Source organism: Variovorax sp. MSC1_012, from assembly GCF_023667525.1.
Classification (GTDB): Bacteria; Pseudomonadota; Gammaproteobacteria; order Burkholderiales; family Burkholderiaceae_C; genus Variovorax; species Variovorax beijingensis_B.
This window is the reverse complement of the sequence record NZ_JAMOZJ020000002.1, coordinates 776757-796358: the sequence shown is the minus strand read 5'-3', so window position 1 is coordinate 796358 and position 19602 is coordinate 776757. Positions and strand designations below refer to the sequence as shown.

General features: G+C 66.9%; 21 protein-coding genes. 10 read left to right on the top strand and 11 right to left on the bottom strand.

Annotation, left to right across the window (positions count from 1 at the left end):
• Positions 1-29 precede the first annotated feature (29 nt).
• The 3 genes from L1081_RS29180 (at position 30) to L1081_RS29170 (ending at position 3277) form a co-directional block, all read left to right on the top strand.
• Positions 30-1841 (top strand): TRAP transporter large permease subunit, encoded by a 1812-nt coding sequence (locus L1081_RS29180; RefSeq protein ID WP_489418007.1) that lies wholly within the window; start codon positions 30-32, stop codon positions 1839-1841.
• 20 nt (positions 1842-1861) lie between these two features.
• Complete coding sequence (locus L1081_RS29175; protein ID WP_489416979.1) at positions 1862-2632, top strand: glucose 1-dehydrogenase; 771 nt, start codon at positions 1862-1864, stop codon at positions 2630-2632.
• Between the two features lie 171 nt (positions 2633-2803).
• On the top strand, positions 2804-3277 hold the full coding sequence (locus tag L1081_RS29170) for a deaminase (protein WP_489416978.1): 474 nt from the start codon (positions 2804-2806) through the stop codon (positions 3275-3277).
• Positions 3278-3287: 10 nt separating this feature from the next.
• On the opposite strand, the gene L1081_RS29165 is transcribed toward L1081_RS29170, so the two are convergent.
• A complete protein-coding gene (locus L1081_RS29165; RefSeq protein WP_489416977.1) occupies positions 3288-4268 on the bottom strand; it encodes a tripartite tricarboxylate transporter substrate-binding protein in 981 nt (326 codons plus the stop codon).
• A gap of 149 nt (positions 4269-4417) precedes the next feature.
• Here L1081_RS29165 and L1081_RS29160 point away from each other — a divergent pair, with 149 nt between their 5' ends.
• On the top strand, positions 4418-5215 hold the full coding sequence (locus L1081_RS29160; protein WP_489416976.1) for a DUF899 family protein: 798 nt from the start codon (positions 4418-4420) through the stop codon (positions 5213-5215).
• 34 nt (positions 5216-5249) lie between these two features.
• On the opposite strand, the gene L1081_RS29155 is transcribed toward L1081_RS29160, so the two are convergent.
• The 4 genes from L1081_RS29155 to L1081_RS29140 all read right to left on the bottom strand — a co-directional run bounded on the left by L1081_RS29155 (position 5250) and on the right by L1081_RS29140 (position 7568).
• The gene (locus L1081_RS29155; protein ID WP_489416975.1) at positions 5250-5858 is read right to left on the bottom strand and encodes a TRIC cation channel family protein; all 609 of its coding nucleotides are present in this window, start codon (positions 5856-5858) and stop codon (positions 5250-5252) included.
• A 10-nt stretch (positions 5859-5868) separates the two neighbouring features.
• The gene (locus L1081_RS29150; RefSeq protein WP_489416974.1) at positions 5869-6513 is read right to left on the bottom strand and encodes an FMN-binding negative transcriptional regulator; all 645 of its coding nucleotides are present in this window, start codon (positions 6511-6513) and stop codon (positions 5869-5871) included.
• Positions 6514-6583: 70 nt separating this feature from the next.
• Positions 6584-6946 carry a GNAT family N-acetyltransferase gene (locus tag L1081_RS29145; RefSeq protein WP_489416973.1) on the bottom strand — a complete coding sequence of 121 codons (363 nt, stop codon included), beginning with the start codon at positions 6944-6946 and terminating at the stop codon, positions 6584-6586.
• A gap of 121 nt (positions 6947-7067) precedes the next feature.
• Positions 7068-7568 carry a GNAT family N-acetyltransferase gene (locus L1081_RS29140; RefSeq protein WP_489416972.1) on the bottom strand — a complete coding sequence of 167 codons (501 nt, stop codon included), beginning with the start codon at positions 7566-7568 and terminating at the stop codon, positions 7068-7070.
• A gap of 162 nt (positions 7569-7730) precedes the next feature.
• On the opposite strand from L1081_RS29140, the gene L1081_RS29135 reads away from it, so the two are divergent.
• Positions 7731-8408 (top strand): TonB family protein, encoded by a 678-nt coding sequence (locus L1081_RS29135; protein WP_489416971.1) that lies wholly within the window; start codon positions 7731-7733, stop codon positions 8406-8408.
• Between the two features lie 35 nt (positions 8409-8443).
• Here the strand turns inward: L1081_RS29135 and L1081_RS29130 are convergent, their stop codons facing one another.
• From L1081_RS29130 to L1081_RS29120, 3 genes are read right to left on the bottom strand one after another with little or no spacing between them, the layout of a single operon-like run.
• A complete protein-coding gene (locus L1081_RS29130; RefSeq protein WP_489416970.1) occupies positions 8444-9202 on the bottom strand; it encodes an MlaA family lipoprotein in 759 nt (252 codons plus the stop codon).
• 46 nt (positions 9203-9248) lie between these two features.
• Positions 9249-10697, bottom strand: coding sequence for an efflux RND transporter permease subunit (locus L1081_RS29125; RefSeq protein ID WP_489416969.1), 1449 nt, complete (start codon positions 10695-10697; stop codon positions 9249-9251).
• Positions 10694-11038, bottom strand: a complete 345-nt coding sequence (locus tag L1081_RS29120; RefSeq protein ID WP_489416968.1) for a hypothetical protein — start codon at positions 11036-11038, stop codon at positions 10694-10696. Before L1081_RS29120 ends, L1081_RS29125 begins: the two co-directional genes overlap by 4 nt.
• Positions 11039-11543: 505 nt before the next feature.
• Between L1081_RS29120 and L1081_RS29115 the strand changes: the two genes are divergently transcribed.
• The 4 genes from L1081_RS29115 to L1081_RS29100 all read left to right on the top strand — a co-directional run bounded on the left by L1081_RS29115 (position 11544) and on the right by L1081_RS29100 (position 15097).
• On the top strand, positions 11544-12152 hold the full coding sequence (locus L1081_RS29115; RefSeq protein WP_489416967.1) for a MipA/OmpV family protein: 609 nt from the start codon (positions 11544-11546) through the stop codon (positions 12150-12152).
• Positions 12149-12835, top strand: a complete 687-nt coding sequence (locus L1081_RS29110; RefSeq protein WP_489416966.1) for a response regulator — start codon at positions 12149-12151, stop codon at positions 12833-12835. Before L1081_RS29115 ends, L1081_RS29110 begins: the two co-directional genes overlap by 4 nt.
• Positions 12804-14189, top strand: a complete 1386-nt coding sequence (locus L1081_RS29105) for an ATP-binding protein (RefSeq protein ID WP_489416965.1) — start codon at positions 12804-12806, stop codon at positions 14187-14189. The genes L1081_RS29110 and L1081_RS29105 overlap by 32 nt, the downstream gene beginning before the upstream one ends.
• An 86-nt stretch (positions 14190-14275) precedes the next feature.
• Positions 14276-15097 (top strand): glycosyltransferase family 25 protein, encoded by an 822-nt coding sequence (locus L1081_RS29100; protein WP_489416964.1) that lies wholly within the window; start codon positions 14276-14278, stop codon positions 15095-15097.
• On the opposite strand, the gene L1081_RS29095 is transcribed toward L1081_RS29100, so the two are convergent.
• Entirely contained in the window at positions 15061-16008 is a 948-nt protein-coding gene (locus L1081_RS29095) for a LysR substrate-binding domain-containing protein (protein WP_489416963.1), read from the bottom strand. The genes L1081_RS29100 and L1081_RS29095 overlap by 37 nt on opposite strands.
• A gap of 116 nt (positions 16009-16124) precedes the next feature.
• Here L1081_RS29095 and L1081_RS29090 point away from each other — a divergent pair, with 116 nt between their 5' ends.
• A complete protein-coding gene (locus L1081_RS29090) occupies positions 16125-17003 on the top strand; it encodes an oxidoreductase (protein WP_489416962.1) in 879 nt (292 codons plus the stop codon).
• A gap of 34 nt (positions 17004-17037) precedes the next feature.
• On the opposite strand, the gene L1081_RS29085 is transcribed toward L1081_RS29090, so the two are convergent.
• Entirely contained in the window at positions 17038-17508 is a 471-nt protein-coding gene (locus L1081_RS29085) for an AAC(3)-I family aminoglycoside N-acetyltransferase (RefSeq protein WP_489416961.1), read from the bottom strand.
• A gap of 9 nt (positions 17509-17517) precedes the next feature.
• Entirely contained in the window at positions 17518-19464 is a 1947-nt protein-coding gene (locus tag L1081_RS29080; RefSeq protein ID WP_489416960.1) for an ATP-binding protein, read from the bottom strand.
• Positions 19465-19602: the final 138 nt, after the last annotated feature.

The following is a 19602-nucleotide window of genomic DNA, read 5'->3' as shown; positions in this document are numbered from 1 at the left end:
CGCAGCGCGGGGTCGTCGCGGCCTGGGCGATGCGCGCGCAGCAGGGGCTCGGCCGCCTGCTCGGCGTGCCCGTCGCCCTGCTGGTAGCCGCCGAGATCGCCGTGCTGCTGGCCGGCGTGGTGGCGCGCTACGTGTTCCATCACCCCTTGATCTGGTCGGACGAGGTCGCTTCGATCCTGTTCCTGTGGCTGGCGATGCTCGGCTCGGCGGTGGCCTTCCAGCGCGGCGAGCACATGCGCATGACGGCCGTGATAGGCAAGCTCGACCCTTCCAGGCGCGCCTTTCTCGACGTGCTGGCCACCACGGCGGCGCTGGCGTTCCTGCTGCTCATCCTGCCACATGCGTGGGAGTACGCGGTGGAGGAGGCGATGATGCGCACGCCGGCGCTCGACCTCCAGAACTCCTGGCGCGTCGCCGCGATGGCCGCGGGCTTCGGCGCGATGGCGCTGCTGGCGGTGTTGCGGCTGGCCGCGGTGGGCCGGCCGCGCCAGGTGGCGGCGGCCCTCGGGCTGGTCGTCGCGATCATCGCCGTGATGACGCTGCTGCAGCCCGTGTGGCGACAGCTCGGCAACACCAACCTGGTGGTCTTCTTCGTGGTCGTCGTCGCCGGGGCGGTGTTTGCCGGCGTTCCGATTGCGTTCGCCTTCGGCCTGGCCACGCTCGGCTACGTGATGCTGACCACGCACACGCCGGTGCTCATCGTGGTCGGCCGCATGGATGAAGGCGTCAGCCACCTGATCCTGCTGTCGGTGCCGCTGTTCGTCTTCCTCGGCCAACTGATCGAGATGACGGGCATGGCGCGTGCGATGGTGGCCTTCCTCGCCAGCCTGCTCGGCCACGTGCGCGGCGGCCTGCACTACGTGCTGGTCGGTGCCATGTACCTCGTCTCCGGCATCTCCGGCTCGAAGGCGGCCGACATGGCGGCCGTCGCGCCGGTGCTGTTCCCGGAGATGAAGAAGCGCGGCGCGAAGGAAGGCGACCTCGTCGCGCTGCTGTCGGCCACCGGCGCGCAGACCGAGACCATCCCGCCGTCCATCGTGCTGATCACGATCGGCTCGGTCACCGGCGTGTCGATCGCCGCGTTGTTCACCGGCGGCCTGCTGCCCGGCCTGGTGCTGGCCGCGACGCTGGTGGCGGTGGTGTGGGCGCGCTACCGGCATGAAGACCTGAGCGGCGTGCGGCGCGCCAGCCGCGCGGAAATCGGTCGGGCGTTCGTGATCGCGCTGCCGGCCATCGCACTGCCGTTCATCATCCGTGCCGCGGTGGTGGAAGGCATCGCAACGGCCACCGAGGTGTCGACCATCGGCATCGCGTACGGTGTAGTCGCCGGACTGCTGATCTACCGGCAGTTCGACTGGAAGCGGATCTATCCGATGCTCGTCGACACCGCCAGCCTGTCAGGCTCGATCCTGCTGATCATCGGCGCAGCCACCGCGATGGCCTGGGGGCTGACCCAATCGGGCTTCTCGCACACGCTCAGCGAAGCGATGCGCGCGCTGCCCGGCGGGGCCGCGGGCTTCATGGCGGTCTCCGTCATCGCCTTCATCGTGCTGGGCAGCGTGCTCGAAGGCATCCCGGCCATCGTGCTGTTCGGCCCTCTGCTGTTCCCGATTGCCAGGGCGGTCGGCATCCACGAGGTGCACTACGCGATGGTGGTCATCCTCGCCATGGGCCTCGGTTTGTTCGCGCCGCCTTTCGGCGTGGGCTACTACGCCGCCTGCGCGATCGGCCGCGTCAATCCCGACGAGGGCATTCGCCCGATCGGAGCCTACATGCTCGCGCTGTTCATCGGCCTGGTGATCGTCGCGGCGCTGCCGTGGATCTCGATCGGCTTCCTGTAAACCGTCACTCCATCCTTGATATGACACACACTTCAGAAACACGCGTCGCCCTGGTCACCGGGGGTGCCAAGGGCATCGGCGCCGAGGTCTGCGCCCGCTTGGCAGCCCTCGGTCATCAGGTGCTCGTGGCAGATCTCGACTTCGATGCAGCGGAGGCCACGGCGAGCGAACTGCATGCAGCAGGCGGCCGGGCGAGCGCGCTCCGGCTGGACGTCGGCAAGCCAGAGTCGATCGCCGCTGCGTTCGAGCAGGTCGAGCGCGAGCAGGGCCGCTGCGACATCCTGGTCAACTCCGCCGGCATCGCCAAAGTCTTCCCCTTCCTCGACTTCCCGCTGGACAACTTCCTGGCGACGATGAACGTCAACGTCACGGGCACGCTGCTGTGCTCGCAGGCGGCGGCACGCCTGATGCTGAAGCGAGGGTGGGGCCGCATCGTCAATGTAGCCTCTGTCGCCGGAATGCGGGCCGTGGGCAGCGGCCGCACCGCCTATGGCACGTCCAAGGGCGCCGTGATCGCGCTGACGCGGCAGATGGCGGTGGAGCTGGCCGAGCACGGCATCACGGCCAACGCGGTGTCGCCGGGTCCGGTCGATACCCCGATGACGCAGGCGCTGCACACGGCCCGGTTCCGCGCGGAGTACTCGAAGGCCATCCCGATGAACCGCTACGGCACCTGCGGGGAAATCGCCTCGGCCGTGATCTACCTGATGTCGGACGATGCGCGCTATGTCACGGGCATCTCCATGCCGGTCGACGGCGGCTTCCTCGCGTCAGGTGCACGCGGGCTGTAATTCTGGCTCGCGCCCACACGGAAGGAGGAGCGGTCTGCGAACCATCTTGTGCTGGACCTCGATCCACTGCAAGCTGCGCCTTGAATCGACCAAGTTAGCCTGGCTGGCAGCCTCGCATTGAAGTTGCCATCCAACACGAGGAGAAGGAAAGCGATGTACCAGGAAACTTTCATGAGGCGGGCATTGGCGCTTTCGGCGAAGGCCCTCGAAACACCCGGCACTGAGCCTTTCGGGGCCGTGGTCGTGAAGGACGGGCAGGTCGTCGGCGAGGGGCTCAACCACTCGGTGGCGAATTTCGATCCGACCTCGCACGGCGAAGTCGAGGCGATCCGCGATGCCTGCAGGCGGCTGCGCAGCGTCGACCTTGCCGGCTGCGACCTGTACACCTCGTGCGAGCCATGCGCCTTGTGCGTGGCGGCGATGCGCATCGCCGGCATCCGCGAACTCTTCTATGCCGCCTCCATGGAACAGGCAGGCCAGGCCTTCGGCGGGCTGCCGGCCGCCGTTCGCCACCCGATCGACGTGGACGATCTGCGCGCGGAAGCGGGCGCGCCCCTGGCCCTGCGCAAGATGCCGGCACAGCAGCACCTGGCCGATGAAGCCACCGAGGTGCTGGCCGCCTGGGCGGCGCCGCGCAAGCGCTGAGCCTGCCCAGTCAGAGCTTGATCCCGGCGCTCCTGACCGTCGGGCCCAGCACGTTCACCTGTTCCTTCACGAAGCCGTTGAACGCGGCGACGGTTTCGGGCCTTGCCACGATGCCCAGCTCGGTGAGCTTCTTCTGGATCTCTGGCATCACCAGCACCTCGTTGCAGGCCGCGTTGAGCCGTGCCACCACATCCTCCGGCAGCCTGGCCGGTCCGGACAGGCCGAAGAAGTTCTCGAGCACCAGCTTCGGCTGCTTGAGTTCAGCGATGCTTGGCACGTCCGGCATCAGCGGCGAGCGCTGGGCGCCGGTCACGGCCAGCGGCACCAGCTGGCCGCTCTTGAAGAAGGGCACGTACGCTGTGATGACGTCGATGCCCACCGGAATGGTATTGGCGATCAGGTCGGTGGTCATCGGGGCGCCACCGCGATAGGGCACGTGCACCATGTTGATTCCGGTGATCTTCCTGAGCAGTTCGCCGTGGATATGGCCGATCGATCCGGGGCCGCCCGAGCCGAAGTCCATGCGGCCGTCCTTGCGCCCGGCTGCGTCGAACTCCGCGTAGCTCTTGAACCCCGAGGGCTTGCTGGCCATGATGACCAGCGGCGCGGCGCCCAGGTAGGCGATGTGGCTGAAGCCCGCCACCGGATCGTAGGGCTGCTTGTCGAGCGTGAAGGGGCCGAGCGCGATCGGCGTGGTGTTCGAGAGCATCAGCGTGTAGCCGTCGGGCGCGGCCGCGGCCACCTGCGCGCCGCCGATGGTGCCGCCCGCGCCGGGCTTGTTGTCCACGACCACGGGCTGCCCCAGCTTCTTCGACAGCTGTTCCGCCAGCAGGCGCGCGAGCACGTCGCTGGAGCCGCCCGGCGGAAAGGTCACGATGATCTTGATCGGCTTGTCGGGCCATTGCGCGAAGGCGGGGAGGGCGAGCGAGGCGGCGCCTGCCGCGAGCATGTGCAGCGCAGTGCGGCGGGTGGAGCGAAGACTGGTGGTCATGGCGTTGTTCTCTGCGGGCGATAGGGGAACCACTGGATAGCAGGAACCGGGCCCGACGCGGAAAGCAGCAATCCCGCCAAACTTGTTACTCCCGCCGCTCGATGGGCAGTGCCAAACTTTTCTTCTCGCCCAACCAGGAGATTCAAGCCATGACGACTTCCATCGAGAACGGAAAGAAGGGCGGCCAGCCCGCCATGCACACGCCACCGGTTGTTTCGCCCAAGGCCTGGGAGGCGGCCCGCGAGCAGTTGCTCGTGAAGGAAAAGGCCCAGACCCGCGCCCGCGACGCACTGGCCGCCGAGCGCCGGCGCATGCCGTGGATGGCCGTGGAAAAAACCTACGCATTCGAAGGGCCCGCGGGCAAGGTCAGCCTGCCCGAGCTGTTCGACGGCCGGCGCCAGCTGATCGTCTACCGCGCCTTCTTCGAGCCTGGCGTGTTCGGCTGGCCCGACCATGCCTGCCGCGGCTGCTCCATGGTGGCCGACCAGGTCGCCCATGTCGCCCACCTGAACGCCCGCGACACCACCCTCGTCTTCGTCTCGCGTGCGCCCCAGGCGGACATCGCGCGGCTGAAGGCGCGCATGGGCTGGGAGATTCCGTGGTTCACGCTCACCGACAGCTTCGACGCCGACTTCGGCGTGCACAAATGGCACGGCACCAACGTGTTCTACCGCGATGCCGGCGACCGCGTGTTTCGCACCTACTTCATCAACAACCGCGGCGACGAGCAGATGGGCAACACCTGGAACTACCTCGACATCACGCCGCTCGGCCGGCAGGAGGTCTGGGAAGACTCGCCCGAGGGCTACCCCCAGACGCCCACCTACAAGTGGTGGAACTGGCACGACAACTACGCCGAGGAGGCCGTGCCCGACAAGAAGTGGGTCGAGATCTCCACCGCTGGCGAGGCGGCGTTCCGCGAGCAGAGCCAGAACGCGAAGCGATGAGGCGGGGCGGATGGCTGCGCCGCGTGGCGCACGCTCAAGCCGAAAGCCGCAGCACCGGCAGGTGCCAGTCCCCGTAGATCCCGCCCAGCCGGAGTGCCACGATCAACAGCAGGCCCGCGTGAAAGGCCCAGCGGCGCGGCGTTCCGGCGGCCTGCAGGAGCAGGTAGGCTGCAATGCCCGCGATGGCGGCGGAACCGTAGATGCCGCTGCTCAGCAGCAGCGGAATGCGGTCGGTGAGCACGTCGCGCAACAGGCCGCCGGCGGCGCCGGTCATGGTGCCGATCAGAATGACCATGAGTGCCGGCAGTCGCCGCTCCTCGGCAACCTGCGCGCCGGTCATTGCAAAGAGTGCCAGGCCCAGCGCATCGGCCAATGCGAGCGCATGCTCGGGCAAAGGGAGGAAATGGACCCAGGCGATGGTGGCCGCGGCCGCCGCCAGGATCACGTACACATAGCGCACTTCGCGAATCCAGAACACCGGATGGCGGCCGAGCAACAGGTCGCGCAAGGTGCCGCCGCCCACGGCCGTGACGGAGGCGATCACCACCACGCCCAGCCAGTCGAGGCCCGCGCGGCCCGCCGCCAGCACGCCGCTGATGGCGAACACCGCGATGCCGGCGAGATCGAGCAGGTACAGCAGCACGGCAATTCCGTCAGCGCTGCTGCCGGGCAGCGCGTTCGACGAGGAACGCCATCGCCGCCGCGTTCTCGGTGCCTTCGGCGGCCAGCCCGTTCGCGGTGCCCCACCGGTCCTGTAGTGCCTCGTCCTGGCTCGCCTTGAGCTTGCCGACGAGGCGTTCGATCGGAATCTCGATGCCCACCACGGCACGCAGCAGCTTGTCGATGAAATCCGCTGGCGCGTCCGTCATCTGCCAAGGCAATTGCTTCGAGGACTCATGGGCCGCCGTGAGGCGCGTCAGCATGTCGCGCAGCCAGTGTTCGTCGTCGATGGCGCGCGCCGCCCCGTGCGCATGTGCGACGGCGTAGTTCCAGGTTGGCACGACCTTTCCGTGCTCCTGCTTGCCCGGATACCAGCCGGGCGTGATGTACGACTGCGGGCCCTGGAACATGACCACCGAGTGCCCTGAGGCGGGCAACTGCTTCCAAACGGGATTGGCACGCGCCACATGGCCCATCAGTGTTCCGAACGGGCCGCGCGACCTGTCCAGCAGAAAGGGCACATGGTTGGCGACCAGGCCTTCGGCGCCGGGCACGACCCATGCGCCCAGCGGGTGGGACTCGATCAGTGCCTGGGCTTCGTCCGCCTCGGGCAGCGCGTGGTGCTTTGATACGTACACGAAAACTCCAAGGAGCCAGTTGAAACATGGCGGCTGCTCTGGGAGGAATTCCCTCGCCTGTTTGCCGCAGCTATTGTGTTGTCTGCATCTCGTATCGTGCGAACGAGACGGCGCCCTTCTGGATGATGCTGTGCAGCGCGAAGCCGAAGTGCCCATAGAGATTTCGCAGCCCAGGCCGATCCGCGACGCAGTCCAGCCGAAGGTATGGCAGGCCGAGAGCCCGCGCGCGTGCCCGGGCAAACGACAGCAGCTCGGTCGACACCCCCTTCTTCGCCCACGCCCGGCGTACGGCCAGCTTGTGAACGAAGGCCGAGGTGCCGGGCGCGAGCTCCGGCCAGAAGTAGCGATCCTCCAGCTCGAATTTCATCACGCCGGCCAACTGCTCGTTGGCACGTGCGACATAGAAAAGCCCGGAGCTCGTGTCACGCAGCACGCGCTCGTGGCCGATCTCCGCATCGGACCACAGCGCTCTGCCGTCATCGGAGAGCCATTGCGCGGTTCCTGCAGGACGGAGGCAATCTCGTGTGCATCCGAGGCGCGTGCTTGCTCGATCTTCATGATGGCGAATGCTGGAGCCGTTGATACATCACAAGCGCGTCGGTGTAGCCCTGCACCGGATGGAGAAACGCCTCAGGAACCCGGCCCACGATCTGGAAGCCCATGCGCTGCCAGAGGGCGACGGCCCTGTGGTTGCTTGCAAGCACGAAGTTGAACTGCATCGCGCGGTACCCTGCCGCGCGGGCTTCTTCGAGCGAATGTGCGCACATGGCGCTTCCGATGCCCCGGCCGTGGGCATGGCTGGCGCTCATGTAGCCGCAGTTCGCAACGTGCGAACCCGCGCCTTTGCGATTGGGGTGCAGAACGTAGGTTCCGACGAGTTCGCTTCCCTCCTGGGCGACGTAGCAGACATTGGCAGGCGCCAGCCAGGCACCCAGGGCTTCCTCCCGGCTCGTCTGGCGCGGAAAATCATAGGTGTCGCCGGCGCGAATGACGGGTTCGAGAATCTGCCAGAGGCCGTCCTCGTCCGCCGGAACTGCTTTTCGTATCTGAAGCATGGTCGTTGTTTCCTCACTCGCGAAGTCTGAGATCGCGCTCGATTCTGCGGCACGAGCCGGGCCCAAGTTGTTGCTTGTCAGCGGTCGGCTACGATCAATCCTCTTTCGGAGGAATGGATGCAAGGGTCGCGAATAAGAGGGGGATGTGCGGCGGTAGCGCTGATGCTGCACGCGTCTGGCTTTGCCGCCGGAATCGAAACACCGCAAGAACAAGCCCAAGGGCGTGCGGCATCCCAGGTCAGCTCTGGGCCCAGGTTGCCGCGCCTTCAGCAACCAGTCGAACTGGAATATCCCCAGATCGCAAGTCGGGCGGGGCTCGAAGGGCATGTCGTCGTCGAAGTCCTCGTCGATGCACAAGGCAAGCCGCAAAGAACGATCATCAGGTCGCGTTCGCCGCGTTTCGTCGATCTGTTCGATGCGCCGGCTCAGGCTGCCGTGATGCGCGCAAGCTTCGATCCGGCGCTCGACGCCGAAGGCAAGCCAGTGGCTGCTTCGATCCGGCAGCCGATCGCCTTCAAGCTGCAAGGCCTCGAAGGTGATCATTCACCCACCTGCGACATGGACACCGCTGCGCACTATCCCGCCGAAGCGCGCACGTTGGGTGCCGAAGCCGTGGTCGGCGTATTGGTCAAGGTCGACGAGACAGGGTGGGTTGACAGTGCCTCCATGACAGTGGTCGGTCGCGAACCTGCCAACGCGCGCATGTTCGACAAGGCGGCCAGGGCTGCGATTGTGCAGGCACGCTGCCGCGCGGCGCGGCGCATGGGGCGGTCGGTCGAGAGCTTCGTCGTGCTTGAGGTGCCGTTCAAGATCGCTGTGCCCGACGCGCCGAAGCCATAGCCCGCGCGTTCGATGGGGGCCGCAGCCCCGCGCACTCAATCACTGTCGTCTCGCCGATCCTCCCGGATCTGCCGGTTGCGTCTCTGGGCCCATGCATCGCGCACGAAGATGTAGTCGTCGATGGCGTCGCGGCGAAACCTGTCGATGGGCAGCATTTGCGTCCGTCTATCGACGATCTCCAGCATCTGCAACCCCGTGGCGACGCCGCTGTCCTGAATCTGGCCGATGGGCGACAGGGGCTGGTCACCCAGCATGCCGAGCGCATCGCGCACGGTGCGGGGCCCCAGGAGCGGAACTACCAGATAGTTCGAATCGTTCCAACCCCAGGTCGCGAGCGTCTGGCCGAAGTCTTCGCCGCCGCGCTTGGGCATGCCGAAGCGGGAAGCCGGATCGAAAATGCCGCCAATGCCGACCGTGGTGTTTGCGATGAACCGCCCTGCCGACTGCGCCGCATCGCAGGGGCGTCCCTGCAGGGCCTGGTTCATTGCCGTGACCGGCGTACCCAGATTGGAGAAGAAGCGCGAGACGCCCGCCTTTGCCGCGTCCGGCATGGCCTTGTTGTAGCCGACGGCCAGAGGACGCAGAACGAAGCTGTCCGCGGCATTGTTGAAGCTGTGGATTTTCCGGTTGAAGTTTTCCCAGGGGTCTCGCACCGGCGCCTTGGCGTTGATCGAATCTGCATCCGGCTCGATCCGGGCTGGCTCCTCGGCCATGGGCGCCGCGGGGGCCGTGTGGGCCCAGGCGCTGCTGGTGAGCACCATCGTCATGAGCAGGGTGGTCGGGATTGCTTTCATTTGAGTATCCGTTCGCATGTACAAGCGTGGAGAAATGCCGGGGCGGTCATGACGCAGCCTCGGTCTGCGGTTCCAGTGGCGCAGCACGGCGCATGAAGCGCCGCTTGAGCCGCTGCACGCCCCCGTCGACACAGCTGTAGACGACCGGTATCACCAGCAGGCTCAGAAAGGTAGAGGTGACGAGCCCGCCGATCACGACGATGGCCATGGGCATGCGGAAGCTCGGATCGCCGCCGAAGCCCAGCGCCACCGGGAGCATGCCGCCGCCCATGGCGATCGTGGTCATGACGATCGGCCGTGACCGCTTGCGGCAGGCATCGAGGATGGCCTCGCTGAGCCCCAGGCCGTGATCGCGGCGCGCGATGATGGTGTAGTCCACCAGCAGGATCGAGTTCTTCGTCGCGATCCCCATCAGCATGATCAGGCCGATCATCGAAGGCATCGACAGTGCGGAGCCGGTCACCAGCAACGCCAGCACGGCTCCGGGCACCGACAGCACCAGTGCGGCCAGGATCGTTCCCGGCTGCACGAAGTCCTTGAACAGCAGCACCAGGACCATGTAGATGCACAGCACGCCGGTCAGCATGGCCAGGCCGAAGCTGGTGGCCAGTTCCTTCATTTCCTCGGCTTCGCCGAGTGCGCTGCGCGCGACGCCGGGAGGCAACCGCCGCAGGCTGGGCAGCGCCAGCGCCGCCTGCTCGACATCGCCCAGCGGACGTCCGTTGAGCTCGATCTCGATGCCGATGTTGCGCATGCGGTCGTGGCGCGTGATCTCCGCGGGGCCGCTGCCGAACTCGAGCGTGGCGACGTTGCCGAGCGCGACCGGCCCGCGCGCGCCGGGCACCGGCAGGCGGCTGAGCGTCTCGAGGTCGTCGCGCCCGGCCTCGGCGAGCCGCACCATCACCGGTACCTGCCGTTCGCCGAGGTTCAGCTTCGCGAGCTCCTGTTCGTGGTCGCCGATGGTGGCCACGCGCAGCGTCTGGGCGATTGCCGAGGAGGTGACGCCCAGGTCCGCGGCGCGCGCGAAGTCGGGCCTGACCGTGAGCTCCGGCCGCAACAAGCTGGCGGTGGACGTCACTGCGCCGATGTCCGGGAGGGTGCGCAGCTCGCGCTGGACCTGCTGCGCGTGCTGCTCGAGGGCGCGGCTGTCCTCGCCGGCCAACACCAGCGCGTATTTCTCGCCCGAGCCGCCCATGCCGACCGAGACCCGCGCGCTGGGCAGCGCCATCAGCGCCGTGCGCAGCTGCTGCTCGATCTCCTGCTTGCGCAGGCCGTTGCGCTCGCCGCGTGGCGTGAGGCGCACCGTGAGCATGGCGGTGCGCACGTCCGAGGCCGATGCGGGTTCCGCCTCGGCCGGGTTGCCGCCCGTGCTGCCGCCGCCGATGGCCGCATAGACCATGCGCACATGCATGTTCTGCCTGAGCAGCAGGCGCGCGCGCTCGGCCAGCGCCACCGTGTCGCGCAGTTCGCTGCCCGGCGCCAGCGTGAGCGTCACCTGCGTCTGCGCATCGTCGTCGGGCGGAACGCCTGGCGCCCCTTCGAGGCGCTCGCCGAGAGGCCCAGCGAGGGCAGCAGGGCCGCGCCGCTGCCAACCTTCACCGCCCTCGCATCGGCCATGGCCGACGCGGCCTGCGCCAGCGTCGGACTCGCACGCTGGGCCGCCTCGATCAGGCGAGGCATGAGCGGATCGTCGAACCGCGACCACCATCTCGCGAGCTCGTCGACCCGCCTGCCGTGCGGAAGTGGCGCGTGCCATCGAGCGGCCACCTGCGCGTTGGCGTGGTCCGGCGCGGACGCCGGCGAGGTCGAGGCGCATCCCGCAAGCACGAGCGGCATGCCGACGGCTGCACACGACGCGAGGCCGCACACCTTCCTGTGCAACCGCTGCACAAGAAACTTCGGAGAAGCGTTTGGGAGTCTGGAGTGGACGTTCATTGACTGGGCTGTCGAAGGCAGGAGTGCCTTCGCCTTCATCTGCAATGAACGGGACTGTCTGGTCGCGAGCCTTTCCGAACACTTACCGGAGAAGCCGGATGCGACGGGGTGCAGGCCATGAGCCGAGTAAGTGTCGAGTAAGACGGCGGCCCAGAGCATGCGGGCTTCCACACTCACCGAGGAATCTCTTCGTGCCCCCTCTCCATTGCCTTCCGCTTCGCTTCCGGACCGTCGCCATCGACCTGGCGCGAACTTCCGCCCTCGCAGCAGCACTGTCCTGCGCAGCGCTTGCCCATGCCCAGCAGCCGCCCGGCGATCCGGGGTCGACGTCCTGGTCGCTGGGCGCCGCCGCCGTTAGCATGCAGAAGCCTACATCGGTATGGACCGGGAGACCAAGGTCCTGCCCATGCTTCGGTTCGAGAACAGGTACGTTCAGATCTTCGGACCGCAGATCGGTCTCAAGCTGCCAAGTGTCGAGATCAGCGACTCGCAGAAGCTCAACTTCAGCATCATCGGCAAGTTCGACGGGAGCGGCTACAAGGCCAAGGATGCCCCCATCTTCACCGGCATGAGCGAACGCAAGGGCGGCTTCTGGGCCGGCGCCGAGATGGAATGGAAGAACGACTTCGCGGATGTTCAGCTGGCATGGATGACCGACGCATCGAACAAGAGCAAGGGCCAGAAGTTCAGCATCGGCCTGCAGAGGGCCTGGCGTGTCGGCCAGAGCGTGATGCTCATGCCACGCGTGGAAGCGGTCTGGCGCGACAAGAAGTACGTCGACTACTATTACGGCGTGCGCGCCAGCGAGGCCCGCGCGGGCCGCCCGGCCTATGCCGGGAAAGCGGGAACGAGTGCCGAGTTGGGATTGCGCAGCGTCTACATGATCGATCAGCAAAACTCCGTGTTCCTCGATGTGTCCGTGTCGAGTCTGCCAAAGTCCATCAAGGAGAGCCCGCTCGTGAACCGCTCGACCGAGAACCGCGTGCTGCTGGGATACACGTACCGCTTCCGATGAGCCGAATACTCCTGATCGAAGATCATGACCGCCTGGCTCGACTGATACGCAAGGGCTTGATGGCCGCCAGCATCGGTGTCGATGTGGTGGGCCGCGCCGACTCGGCCTGGGGCGCCATCAGGCAGATGCCCTACCAGGCCCTGATCCTTGATCGAGGATTGCCGGACGGCGACGGCCTTGCCTTGTTGCAGAGGCTGCGCAGCGCCGGCATTCGCGTGCCCTGCCTGGTACTGACGGCGCGCGATGCGCTGCACGATCGTGTCGAGGGCCTCGAAGCGGGCGCCGACGACTATCTTCCCAAGCCATTCGCCATGGACGAGTTGGTGGCCCGCGCGCGCGCCTTGCTGCGTCGCCCGGTGGAGTTCCGAACGCTCGATCTCAGCCATGGCGACCTGACGCTGAACTCCAGCGCCAGCGTCCTGCACTGCGGGGACGAGAAGATCACGCTTGCCCCGGCGGAAGTGCAGATCATGGTGCTGCTCCTGCGCAGGCACGAGGAGGTCGTGCGCCGCAGTGCGCTGGAAGCAGCGGCCTGGGGATTGAGCGAGGCAGTCACGCCGAGCGCGCTGGACGTGGCCCTGCACCGCATCCGCCGCAAGCTGCTGGCCATCGGCTCGCGCCAGCGGATCATCAACGAGAGAGGCCTGGGGTATGCGCTTCGTGAAGGCGATTCGCCTCAATAGTCTCAGCTTCAAGGTGCTGCTGGCCTATCTGGCCGGAACGATGCTCAGCATTGCGCTGCTCGTGGTCGCCGCCGTCGTGATGGTTCAAAGCCGGAATCTGGCCCAGATGGATCTGGCGGGCCTCGCGGAAGACATGGCGGAAAGGATCCGGTTCGACAGCAACGGCATACCCGTCGGACTGGAGGCGGACGAGGACGATCTGGCATGGGTGTTCGACAGTCTGCGGCGCGAGACGGCCTACCGGGTTCTCGACCAGGCCGGCAACGCGGCACTCCTGTCGCCTGCTGGTGAGACGCTCTGGCCGACCGGCGAAGGCCTTTCCCACCCGGCGCGCGGGCGCTTCGAGTTCGAGCACGACGGTGTGGTCCTGTACGGCGCCACCGAGCCGGTCGAAAACGGCGGGCGGACCTGGTATTTCCAGGTTGCGGCCAGCGCGCGGCTCATGACGCTTCTTCATCGTGTCGCGCTTCCGCTGGTGGGCGTCGGTGTCACGGTGTTCGGCCTGGTTCTGCTTCTCGCCTTCGGCCTGTGTGCGTACATCACCTTGCGCTACACGCTCAAGCCGCTGCGTGATGTGTCGGAGTCCGCCGCGGCCATCTTCCCGCGTTCCATGCATGCGCGCTTGAAGACGGAAGCGGTCCCTGCCGAGATCGCCCCGCTGGTCGACAGCTTCAACCGGGTTCTGGAGCGTCTCGAACAGGGCTATCGCGTGCAGCAGGAGTTTCTTGGGAACGCGGCGCACGAGCTGAAGACGCCCCTCGCATTGATCCGCGCGCAGATCGAGTTGAAGGAGGACGGCGCGGGCGACGGCGACTCGTTGCTGGGCGACGTCGAATACATGACCCGCCAGGTGCAGCAGCTTCTGCTGCTGGCCGAAGCCAGCGAGGTGCGCAACTACAAGCTCGCGAACGTTCGCTTGCAGGAGATCGCCGACGAGGCCGCTGCCTACCTGCAGCGCATGGCCGAAACGGCCGGCGTGCAGCTGGTGGTGTCGGCTGCGGCCGAAGGCGTGGCGTGGGAAGCGGATCGCGGCGCCTTGTTCACCTTGCTGAAGAACCTGTTGGAAAACGCCATCCAGCATGCGCCCGCGAAGACGCCCGTGCGCGTCGAGATCCAGCGCGACGCATTGATCGTCAGGGATCTTGGGCCGGGCGTCGATGCCGTGCAGCTCCCCTTGTTGTTCGAGCGCTTCTGGCGCGGAGCACATCGGCGGGACCATGGTGCGGGACTGGGCCTGGCCATCTGCCACGAGATTGCCGTGGCCCATGGCTGGCGCCTCACGGCCGAGCGGGCAGAGCCGGGACTGCGGTTCAAGCTGTCGAACGGCAAAGCGGCCAATGCCTCGCCACGGTAAGAGTTCAGAAAGTCTTGCAGCTCGATCATCGGTGCGACGACAGCGCGGAACTAAGCGCTGGCGCGCCCCGATCCTTGGAGGAAGCTGTGATCAAGTACCTATCTGCGCCCATTGGCGCCCGTCCAGGCAGGAAGACGGCGCCCCTGGCCGTCCAGGCGTTCGTCATCAACCTCGACCGATCGCCCGAGCGGATGGCAAACATGAAGCGGCGGCTGAGCAGCCAACCGATCCAGTGGCATCGAGTGCCTGCGATCGATGGCCATCGGCTGGAACTCTCCTCGCTCGAGGACGTCGACGCCGCCGGGTACAGATGGCGCCACGGAAAGTCTCTCAACCCGGCCGAAGTGGGCTGCTACCTGTCGCATCTTCGAGCGCTCGATCAGTTTCTGCGCAGCGATGCCGAGTACGGATTGCTGCTCGAGGACGATGCGGCGTTTCCCGCCGATTTCCCGAGCCTGCTGGAACGATTGATTCAGGTCGATCACCTGTGGGACCTCGTCAAATTGTCGGGTTTCCATTCGGGAACGCCGATCCATATCGAGCAGCTGGCCGGGCCCTATGCCTTGGCCGTGCCCTTGTCGCGGCATATGAATGCCAACTGCATCCTCTACTCGCGGCGAGCCGCCGGGATTCTGAGCCAGCGCCTGCGGCCGATGAGCTTGCCTTTCGACCATGCGCTGGAGCGGGCATGGCTCCATGGGCTGAAGCCGCGCATCGTCACCCCCACACCGTGCCCGGCAGACACCGGAATGACCTCGACCATCGGGGACAGGGCGCATCTGAAGCGATTCAAGTTTCCGATGCTCCGGCGAGTCCCCGCGATGCTGTTCCGGCTCCAGACAGAAATGCTTCGCCTCGCCTTCGGCGTCCGTCAGGTCGCCACGGCCTTCGGTACAAGGATCCGGTGATCGGCGTCGTTGGCTTGCATGCTCTGAATGAAATCCACGAACGCCCGCAGCGGCGCGGGCAGCAGCCGGCGGCCGGAGTAGTAGAGGAACGGGCCCGAGAAGCGCAGCCACCAGGGCTCGAGGATCGGCTCGAGCGCGCCGCTGTCGAGGTGGGGCCGCAGCCAGTCCTCGAACAGGTAGATCACGCCGGTGCCGGCGATCGCCGCGTCCACCGCCAGATCGGCCGACGAGCCGATCCGCACGATCAGCCGCCCGGTCACGTCGACGCGCAAGGTTTCGCCGTCGCGCTCGAACTCCCACAGCGGCATCGACCCGCTGGCAAAGCGCCCGCGCAGGCAGGCGTGGCCGAGCAGGTCGCGCGGATGCTCCGGCCGGCCGTGGCGATCGAGATAGGAGGGCGCGGCCGCCACGGCGAAGCGCTGGAAACGCGGGCCGATCGGCACGGCGATCATGTCCTGCTCGAGCCGTTCGTCGTAGCGAATGCCGGCATCGCAGCCGGCTGCCAGCACATCGACAAAACCGTCCTCGGCAATCACTTCGAGCGAGATGTCGGGATAGGCGGCAAGGAAGCGCGGCACGATCGACGGCAGCACGAGCCGCGCGGCGCTGATCGGCACGTTCAGCTTGAGCGTGCCGGCCGGCCGGTCGCGAAAGCCGTTCACCACGTCGAGCGCCGCCTCGACCTCGCCGAGCGCGGGCCTCAGCCGCTCGAGCAGGCGTTCTCCCGCTTCCGTGGGCCGCACGCTGCGCGTGGTGCGGTGAAGCAGCCGCACGCCGAGCTGGGCCTCCAGCCGGCGCACCGCCTCGCTCAAGGCCGATGCGCTGGTGCCGCTCAGGCGCGCGCCGTCGCGAAAGCCCTTGGCTCCCGCCACCGCCACGAAGGCGTTCAGATCCCCGAGGTCGACGTTCATTGTTTGGAATTCCGCACAGCCTGTGCCGATTATGGTGGGTTATCAAGCAGCGAAGAGCTGCCTAGACTGGGCTTCACGACCCCGCTCCATCACTCCAGCGCCTCAGGAAAGACACCATGTCCAGCACGCAGACCCCCAGCACCTACACCCTCGGCGACCGCACCGTCCATCGGCTCGGCTACGGCGCCATGCAGCTCGCCGGCCCCGGCGTGTTCGGCCCGCCCAGAGACCGCGCGGCCGCCGTGGCGGTGCTGCGCGAAGCGGTCGCCAGCGGTGTCGATCACATCGACACCAGCGACTTCTACGGGCCGCACGTCACCAACCAGATCATCCGCGAGGCGCTCGCGCCCTATCCGAAGGACCTCGCCATCGTCACCAAGATCGGCGCGCGGCGCAGCGACACCGGCGCCTGGCTGCCGGCGTTCTCGCCCGAGGAGCTGAGGCAGGCGGTGCACGACAACCTGCGCAACCTCGGCCTGGACGTGCTGGAGGTCGTGAACCTGCGGCTCATGTTCGACGTGCACGGCCCGGCCGAAGGATCGATCGAGGCACCGCTCGCGGCGCTGGCCGATCTGCAGCGCCAGGGGCTCGTGCGCCATATCGGCCTGAGCAACGCGACGCCGGCCCAGATCGCAGAAGGCCGCGGCATCTGCCGCATCGCCTGTGTCCAGAACCAATACAACCTCGTGCATCGCAACGACGACGCGCTGATCGACGAGCTGGCACGCGACGGCATTCCCTACGTTCCGTTCTTCCCCCTCGGCGGCTTCACCCCGTTGCAGTCTTCGGGACTCTCCGACGTGGCGCAACGCCTCGGCGCCACGCCGATGCAGGTGGCGCTCGCCTGGCTGCTGCGCCGTTCGCCCAACATCCTGCTGATTCCCGGCACCTCCTCGGTCGGGCACCTGCGCGAGAACCTGGCCGCGGCGAAGCTGGAGCTGCCGGACGATGCGATGGACGCGCTGGACCGCGTGGCGGCTTCCGCGGCCGGGTGACGGCACTGCAGGCTCGGTTAGGCGGACGTTCGCCTCAGGACGCCTGCGCCGTCGGCACTGGAATGTCGAAATGCAGCACGTCTTCGCGTATGCCGAGCTTCGAATACAGGGCGACCGCCGGCGCATCGGGCGGATCGGCCTGGACGAAGACCACGTAGGCCCCGCGCTCGGTGCCGATGCGCTGGAGCTCGCGGATCAATGCCGTCGCAACGCCCCTGCGCCTGTGCGCGGCGGCCACGGCCAGGTCGTAGATGTAGATCTCGCTGCGCTCCTGCTCGAACTTCCTCAGCTCGTAGGCCGCAAGGCCGCCGATGACATGCGGTCCCTCGCGCGCCACCAGCGCAATGAAATAGCCGCTGCCCAGCAACTCCCGGAGGTAGGCAGGGCGAGGGCGGCGGGTGCCGTAGGTATCCGGGTCGCCGAAGGCTTCGCCGAAAACGCCGAGAAGCGCATTCATCAGTGCCCCGTCGTCAACCGAGAGCTGCTGGACTGTGTAGCTGGACATGGCGCAATCCTAGCAACGAAGAAGCGGCAGCCAGAGCGTGAAGCGCGTCCCCTCGCTGCCGGATTCCCAGCGCACCGTGCCGCCGATGGCCAGTGCGCGCCGCTGCTGGTTGCGCAGCCCCCGGCCGCTTCGATTCAGGGCCTCCTCCACGGCAAAGCCCGCGCCGTTGTCCTCGATCACCACGCAGACGCCCTGGCCCTCCGTCGCAGTGCTGAAGCGGATGGTGGTGGCCCGCGTGTGGCGCAGCACGTTGGCCACGCACTCCTGCATGATGCGCAGAATGTGCAGTGCGCCGCCCGGGTCCAGCCACGACAGCGCGGGCACGGGCTGCACCTCCCAGCGCAGCGCGACGCCGGCGCTCTCGATGCGCGGCGCCAGCCGAAACCGCAAGGTCGCCAGCAACAGCAGCAGATCGGCATCCACGCTCTCCATGGAATCGATGGCCAGCTTCAGGTCGTCCATGCAGCCCTTGAGCACGCCCGAGATCTCGGTGTCGGTCATGGCACCTTGCTCCACCGAGCGGATGGCGCTGATGAGCGACGAGCCGAGCCCGTCGTGCATGTCCTGCATCAGGCGCCGGCGTTCGGCGCTGAGCATCTGCTCGTTCTCGATCACGCGCAGCCGCTGGTAGCTTTGCTCCAGCTCGGCCTCGCGCGCCTGCAGCCGCTGGGCCAGGCCCTTGTTCAACCGCGCCACTTCGGCGAAAGCGCCCGTGTAGCGCTGGAACATGATGTACGAGAAGATGAAGAACAGGCTGATGATGGCGTAGGGTGAGGTGTACACGCTCTCCGGACTCACCATGTTGTTCTGCAGGAGCCCGTCGTAGGAGGTGAATGCGAGGGCCAGCACAGCCCAGCCCGCCACCAGTCGCCCCTCGGGAAATTGGGAGCGCAGCGCCTTGCGCAGGTTCACTGCAAAGATCAGCATTGCGATGGGCAACACCGCCAGGTTGAGCAGGGGCGTGAACAGATAGAGGCTGGGTACCGCCGTCGACGCATGGGGCAGCGTTGCGACGCTGCAAGCCAGCCCGAGCGCCACCGACGAACGGGTGAGCCAGGGCGAGGGCTGCTGGTGCAGGCGCTGCAGGAACAGGTGGATGAAGATGATCAGCCAGAGCAGGGAAGCCACGGTGATCCACTCGAACCACTCGTCCGACATCAGCAGGTGGTCGCCGCTCACGAAGTAGTGCAGCGTGCGCAGGAAGGCGGCCGCCGAGATGGCAAAGAACAGCAGGTAGAGCGATTCGCGCCGCTTGACCAGCCACACCGCGAACGCGAAGGCGCCCACCGCGAGGAACGCGGCGCTGCCCATGAACGGCAGCAGCACCTGCAGCAATTGGCGGCCCTGGTAGCGCCAGCGCAGCGAATCCTGGTCGCCCACCCACACCGTCGAAAACCCGCTTCCGCTGCTGCGCAGGCGGTCGACGCGGATCAGCACGGTCGAAGGTGAAGGCGTGTGGGCCGCCGCGTTCAGCGGCAGCAGCAGCGGATGGTTGTAGCCGTTGTGCACGGCGCTGCCTTGCGATTGATGCAGCAGGATGCCGTCGCCGTACACCGCAATGCGGCCCAGGGTCTTCCAGCGCGGGAGGTAGAGAAGGCGCGGCTGCGACGAGGGCGCGAGCCCGGCCAGATCGATGCGGTACCAGTCGGTGACCGTGTGCACGCCGCCTGCGGATGTGGGCACCAGCTCTCGTCCGGCCGTATGCGGGAGGCTGATTACTTGCCACCCGTCACTCGGCAGCCCGGCATCCTCGATGCGCCGCGGCGGGGCGGAATAGCCGGTGCCGGGAATGGACAGCAGTTCGGCCCGCGTGATGTGGACAGCGCCATCGCTGTGCTGCGCGGCTGCATCTGTTGCCGGCGGCTCGGCGGCGCCCGCACAAGGCAGGATGGCGAAAGGCAAGGCCAGCCACAGCGTTGCGATCCACCGGCCAAGGGCAACGCGGGATGGTTTCATCAGGACACAATTATGTCCCCAGCCAGTCTTTTCCAGTAAATGGAAAATTCGTACTAAACCGCTACGACCTCAAGGCTTCCTCGGCAATCAGCTGCCCGAAAGGGGGTGAAGAACAAGGGTTTGTCCTCGGCTATTGCA